4 protein-coding genes are annotated in these 6,413 nt (G+C 64.8%); 2 read left to right on the top strand and 2 right to left on the bottom strand.

The annotated features are described in order from the left end of the window. Positions 1-75 precede the first annotated feature (75 nt). Both ggt and ACJWXQ_RS08150 read left to right on the top strand, forming a co-directional pair. The gene (ggt, locus tag ACJWXQ_RS08155; protein WP_346052150.1) at positions 76-1,776 is read left to right on the top strand and encodes a gamma-glutamyltransferase; all 1,701 of its coding nucleotides are present in this window, start codon (positions 76-78) and stop codon (positions 1,774-1,776) included. Between the two features lie 88 nt (positions 1,777-1,864). Then, on the top strand, positions 1,865-4,942 hold the full coding sequence (locus tag ACJWXQ_RS08150; RefSeq protein ID WP_346052148.1) for a S8 family serine peptidase: 3,078 nt from the start codon (positions 1,865-1,867) through the stop codon (positions 4,940-4,942). A gap of 95 nt (positions 4,943-5,037) precedes the next feature. On the opposite strand, the gene trmB is transcribed toward ACJWXQ_RS08150, so the two are convergent. Both trmB and ACJWXQ_RS08140 read right to left on the bottom strand, forming a co-directional pair. Further along, on the bottom strand, positions 5,038-5,745 hold the full coding sequence (trmB, locus tag ACJWXQ_RS08145; RefSeq protein ID WP_346052146.1) for a tRNA (guanosine(46)-N7)-methyltransferase TrmB: 708 nt from the start codon (positions 5,743-5,745) through the stop codon (positions 5,038-5,040). Between the two features lie 111 nt (positions 5,746-5,856). Next, on the bottom strand, positions 5,857-6,413 hold a 557-nt coding region (locus ACJWXQ_RS08140; RefSeq protein ID WP_406672555.1), incomplete at its 5' end, for a thiazole synthase.

Here is a 6,413-nt window from a genome sequence, read left to right as displayed (position 1 = left end):
CCTAACCCCTAACCCCTAACCTAAGTTACCCTATCCCACCCCCATACAACTCACCCGAAACGAACCGAAACCACCATGCAAAAGCTCTGCCGCTCCCTCATCCTGCTGATCACCCTGGTCACTGTCATCGCCTGTGCCGGGCCGGCGACTGAGCCCGCGACGCCGGCCGAGCCGGCGGGCGAGGGCGGGGCTGTCGCTACCGCCCATCCTCTGGCCACCGAGGCCGGGCGTGAGATATTGGCCGCTGGTGGCAATGCCTTTGATGCTGCCGTGGCGGTCAGTGCCGCGCTGGCCGTGGTCGAGCCCTTTGGCTCCGGCGTGGGCGGCGGCGGTTTCTGGCTGCTGCATGAGGCCGATTCGGATCGCAGCATCATGGTGGATGGCCGCGAAACGGCCCCCGCCGAGTCCACCGCCGACATGTATATCGACGAGGACGGGCAGGTGGACACGGATCTGTCCCGCAACGGTCCCCTGGCTGCCGCCATCCCCGGCCAGCCGGCCGCGCTGGTGCATATCAGTGAGAATTACGGCAATCTCAGCCTGGCCGAGAACCTGGCCCCCGCCATTCGCTACGCCCGTGAAGGCTTCGAGGTCGGCGAGCGCTATGTCCGCGGTGTGCGCTTCAAGAAGGAAGTGCTCGAGCGCTGGCCCGCCGGTGTGGAGGTCTTCCTGGATGAGGGCGAGGTCCCGGAGGAGGGCTGGGTCCTCAAGCAGCCGGACCTGGCCGAGACGCTGGAGCGGCTGGCGGACTATGGCCATGACGGCTTTTACCGTGGTGAACTGGCCGAGCGCATGGTCGAGGGCGTGCGCGAGGCGGGTGGCATCTGGCGGTTGCAGGACCTGGCCGATTACCAGGTAGTGGAACGAGAACCCATCGTCAGCGAGTATCGAGGCAGCCGCATCACCGCCGCGTCGCCGCCCAGTGCCGGCGGCGTGGCCCTGGCCACCACGCTCAACATCCTGGAAGGCTTTGATCTGGAAAACCTGGATGCCGCCACCCGCACGCATCTGATCAGCGAGGCCTTGCGCCGTGCCTATCGGGACCGGGGTGCCTGGCTGGGTGACCCGGATTTCGTGGACATGCCGCTGGATAAGCTGACCCACCCCTGGTACGCCGCCGGTCTGCGGGCAGGTATCCGCAGCGACCAGGCCACGCCCAGCGACGCCCTGCCGGGCGTGGTTGATGACGGCGAGGGCCCGGAGACCACCCATTTCTCCATCATCGACCGGGCCGGCAACCGGGTTGGTGGCACTCTCTCGATCAACTTCTGGTTCGGTTCCGGTTTCATGCCGGAGGGCACGGGTGTGATCCTCAACAATGAAATGGATGACTTCTCCGCCCGGCCCGGCAGCCCGGACGGCTTCGAGCTGGTTTCCTCCGCCGCCAATGCCATCGAGCCCGGCAAGCGCATGCTCTCCAGCATGACGCCCACCTTCATCGAGGACGATCGCGGCGTGGCCGTGCTCGGCAGCCCCGGCGGTTCCCGCATCATCACCACGGTGCTGCACGGCATTCTGGCCTGGAAGGAAGGTCTGGAGCCCGAGGAGATTGTCGAGCAGCGCCGATTTCATCACCAATATCGTCCGGACCACATCAGCTATGAGCCCGGCGCCCTGAGCCGCGACACCATCGACGTCCTGGAATCCAAGGGCCACAAGGTGGAGCCCCGCGGCCGGCCCTGGGGCAATCTGCAGCTGGTCATCTGGGATCGCATGACCGGTGAACTGGAGGCTGCCTCCGACCCGCGCGGGGAGGGCAGTCCGGACGTGTACTGAACTCCGATCTGGGGTATCTTGTCGATTCTTTGGGGGCCGGTTCGAAAGACCCGGCCCCCGTTGTCTGTAGCAGGGGAGGAATCACAACATGAGAAGCAAGCAAAGGGGCCTGATGGACCGCATGGCCGTCATTCTCGGGGCGGTTGCCCTGGTCGCGGTATCCGCCGCCAGCCAGGCACTGGCCGGGCCGGTTGAGGTCCGTCATTTCGTCGGTGAAGAAGACCGCGAAGCCATCCGCGCCGGATGGCACACCGACAAGGCCCTGTATCTGGTTCGGCTGGATGACAAACCGCTGGCCCTCTATCGGGGCGGCAACCCGGAACTGGCCGCGACTTCGCCCGCAGTGCGCGGGCAGGCCGGCATCAATTTGCAGAGCGACGCCAGCCAGTCCTATCTGAGCCATCTGGATCAGCAGCGGGACAGCTTCCTTGATCGTCTGAGCGAAGTGCTTGGCCGGGAAATCGAACCGGTCCATGTTTTCCGACTCGCCAACAACGGCTTCACCGCCCGCATGACGCCGGCGGAAGCCGAGCAATTGGCCCGCGTGCCGGGCGTTCGCCTGGTGGAGCGGGATCACCAGGTGGAGCTGCTCACCGACGCCGGCCCTGGCTGGATCGGTGCCCCGGCAATCTGGGATGGCAGTGCCGTCAGCGGCCATGCCGGCAGTCAGGGCGAAGGCATTGTCTTTGCCATCATCGACACCGGAATTGATCCCTGGAACCCCAGCTTCGCCGCCCAGGCCTCGGACGGTTACAGCCACGAGAACCCCCTCGGCAGCGGGAATTTCCTTGGCAATTGCGCCGGTGATGACCCCGCCGAGTCCATGTGCAATGACAAGCTCATCGGCATGTATGGCTACCCTGAAATCATGGGTGGCAGTCCGGTGGACATCGACGGCCACGGCTCCCATGTGGCCGGTACGGCCGCGGGCAACCCCGTGGATGTGGATTTCATTGGCGACGAGCCCACCTCCATCCAGGGCGTGGCACCTCGTGGCAACATCATCAGCTATAACGCCTGCTGTGAAATCTCCACGCTCACTCAGGCCATGGAAGACGTCGTCGAGGACTTCGACGCCATTCTCCAGGTTTCTCCGGATACCCGAATGGTGATGAATTACTCCATCGGCCTGGATGCCCAGATTTCCCCCTGGGCCCGTTTTGACTCCATGGGGATTCTCTCCATGCGCGAGGCCGGTATCTTCCCGGCCGTGGCCGCCGGTAATTCCGGCCCCGGTGACGCCACCATCGGCGTCCCGGCCCTGGCCCCCTGGGCCGTGGCGGTGGCCAATAGCACCCATGACCGCATCATCCAGGATCCCATGCCTTCCGTGTCCGGCCCCGGCGATGTCCCTGACGAGCTGCAGGATCTCGAAGCCGTTCCCGGTGACGGTCCGCTGGTGACCGGCCTGGACGACAAGGAACTGATCTGGGCCGGCGATGTGGACCCGGGCAATGAACGTGGTTGCGAGGCCTTCGCCCAGGGTGACTTCAGTGGTGCCATCGCGGTGATGGAACGGGGCGACTGCGTATTCTCGGACAAGATCAACCATGCCGCCGACGCCGGTGCGGTCTTTGTTCTGATGATCAACAACGAACCCGGCGAGCTCATCGTCATGGGCATGGAAGAACCCGTGTCCATCCCCTCGATGATGATCTCCGATGTGGATGGTGCCGCCGTTGTCGACTGGATCCAGGATCACGCCGACCCCACCATGAGCGTCAGCGAGCCGGGAATCAGCCATGACCCGGACGAGGCCGATCGCCTCAACCCCAGCAGTTCCCGGGGTCCCGTTGAAGTGGTGCCCGGCCGTCTCGGCCCTGATCTGGCCGCTCCCGGTACCTTCATTCTCGCCCCGGTCGCCGGTGACGAGAACCAGTCGGTTTTCGGCGCCCTGACCGGCACCTCCATGGCCAGTCCTCACGTGGCCGGTGCCGCCGGCCTGCTCATGGCCGTGCGCCCGGACTGGACGGCCGGCGAGGTGAAATCGGCTCTCATGCTCAGCGCTCAGCCCGAGCTGTTGGAATTTGACGGGACCGAGGCTACTCCATTTGGTCGCGGCGCCGGTCGGGTGGATCTGAACCGAGCCGCCAACGTGGGCTTTGTTCTGGACGAGACCGCTGCCAACTTCGATGCGGCCAACCCGGCCCTGGGTGGCAATCCGGGACAGCTCAACCTGGCCAGCTTCTCCACCGCCGGCTGCGATGCCAGTTGCACCCTGACCCGGACCCTGCGCGGGACTGCCGAGGGTGGCAGCTTCGAGGTGATCGTGGAAGAGCCGGACGGCGTCACCATTGATGTGGAGCCGTCCAGCTTCAGCATTGCCGAAGGCGAGACGGTCGAACTCACCGTCACCTTCTCCGACCTTGACCAAGCCGAGTCCACCGAGGGCCGGATTCACTTTGTCAGTGACAACGACGGCCTGGATCTGCAGATGCCGGTGGTGCTCGGTGGATTCCTCGCCCAGGTCTCCGGCTCCGTGCAGGACATCCCCAGTGACCGCCCCACCACCGTGGTCATCTTCCGCGAAGATGCAGACGGTGATCTGGAAGAGGCCGGTGTCCAGCAGTTCATTGGCCCCGGCACCGCCCAGTTCAGCTTCAGCCTCAGCCCGGAACCCTTCTATCCGGCCGTGGCTGCCTTCGCCGATGGCTATGACATCGCCATCAACGACAACAACGGCCAGGGTTTTGATCTCGAGCCAGGCGAAGAGGTCAGCGATGTCAGCCTGTCGCTGGTGCCCATGCCCTTCGAGATCGAAGCGGAGCTGGAGTCCACCACTGCCGGTGGCGGTGTGATCAACTACGAGATCACCACCAATGGTTGGGCGTTCACCTACGAACTCCACGCGGTCGACCACGACAGCGGTGATCGTAGTCTGGTAACCAGTGGCTCGGTCACGGACGTGGCAGCCACGGAGTTGCTGGAGCTGGAAGCCACCGGCCTGCTTTGCAGCCGTGACTACACCCTGGAGCTGACGGTCAGCAACAGCGAGGTGGATGCAGCGCCTGATCAGAACGAGATCAGCCTGACTACCGAGCGTTGTGTGCCCGGTAGCGGTGGCGGTGGCTGCAGCATGAGCGGCGCTGATCGCAGCGATCCCCTGCTGCCCGCCCTGCTGCTCCTGGCCCTGATCGGCCTCGCCGGCCGCCGCCGTTTCGGCTGAGTTCGGCGGCAGCCTGAAGGCAGAAAGCCCCGCCATTGGCGGGGCTTTTTTGTTGCCTCGCGCAGAGATCGCCAAGGGCGCGGAGAGTTGGAGGGCTAGGCGCGGCGGGTATAGACCAGGTCCCAGACCCCGTGCCCCTTGCGCTGGCCACGGCGTTCGAAATGGGTCACCGGGCGGTCATCGGGGCGCGGTACCGTACCGCCGGGGCCGGCGGTGTTTTCCAGAAGAGGGCAGGCATCCAGCACTTCCAGTATGTGGTTCTTATAGTCCTCCCAGTCGGTGGCCAGATGCAATCGTCCACCGGGTGCCAGTCGCCGGGCCGCCATCTCGGCAAAACCTGGCTGGACCAGGCGACGCTTGTGATGGCGTTTCTTGGGCCAGGGGTCGGGGAAGAAAATCAGCAGCCGGTCCAGACTCGCCTCGGCAATCTGCTCGCGCAGCACTTCCACCGCGTCATGGGTCGAGACCCGTACATTGTCGAGACCCTCTTCCTCCAACTGATTCAGCAAGCGGCCCACGCCGGGACGATGCACTTCAATGCCGAGGAAATTTCTGTCCGGGTGCTGGGCGGCCAGGGTGGCCAGCAACTCGCCGTTGCCGAAACCAATCTCCATGGTCACCGGCGCCTGGCGCCGGAACAGTGCGGCCCAATCCACCGGCCGCGGCTCGAAGGCCAGGCCATAGCGCGGAAACAACTCCTCCATCGCCCGCGCCTGCGCCGGCGTCAACCGCCCCTCCCGCCGAACGAAGCTGCGGATGGGGCGGTGGTGGGGCTTGGCAGTTTGGGTGGGGTCTTTTGGCATTGCGGTTTCTCAAATTATTGGCGGGAGATGCAAACCGTAGGAGCGGATTCATCCGCGATCAGGGGCTGAATTTTCCCCCATCGCGAATAAATTCGCTCCTACGGTGGGAGGCTAATGAATCACCCCTTCAATCGGCGAGGACGCCGAGGCAAAGCGCTTCTTCGGAATCCGTCCGGCGAGGAAGGCCTCGCGGCCGGCTTCCACGGCCTTTTTCATGGCCGAGGCCATCAACACCGGATGCCTGGCGCCGGCGATGGCGGTGTTCATAAGCACCCCGTCACAACCCAGCTCCATGGCCACGGCGGCATCCGAGGCGGTGCCCACGCCGGCATCCACCAGGATGGGCACATTGGCATTTTCGACAATGGTGATGATGTTGTAGGGGTTCTGGATGCCCAGGCCGGAACCGATGGGGGCGGCCAGGGGCATCACCGCCACGCAGCCGATCTCCTCCAGGCGCTTGGCGATGATGGGATCGTCATTGGTATAGACCATGACCTCAAAACCCTCGTCCACCAGGGTCTTGGCCGCTTCCAGTGTGGCGGGGATGTCCGGGTAGAGGGTGCGCTCGTCGCCCAGCACCTCCAGTTTCACCAGGCGATGGTCGCCCAAAAGCTCCCGCGCCAGGCGGCAGACACGCACCGCGTCCTCGCCGGTATAGCAGCCGG

Origin of the sequence: Natronospira sp. (assembly GCF_007134575.1) — a bacterium.
GTDB lineage: Bacteria > Pseudomonadota > Gammaproteobacteria > Natronospirales > Natronospiraceae > Natronospira > Natronospira elongata.
This window is presented reverse-complemented; position numbering and strand designations above follow the sequence as displayed.

Excerpts from the sequence above, each read along its gene's own strand:
- ggt (WP_346052150.1), top strand. The coding sequence starts at position 76 with ATGCAAAAGCTCTGCCGCTCCCTCATCCTGCTGATCACCCTGGTCACT.
- ACJWXQ_RS08150 (WP_346052148.1), top strand. The coding sequence starts at position 1,865 with ATGAGAAGCAAGCAAAGGGGCCTGATGGACCGCATGGCCGTCATTCTC.
- trmB (WP_346052146.1), bottom strand. The coding sequence starts at position 5,745 with ATGCCAAAAGACCCCACCCAAACTGCCAAGCCCCACCACCGCCCCATC.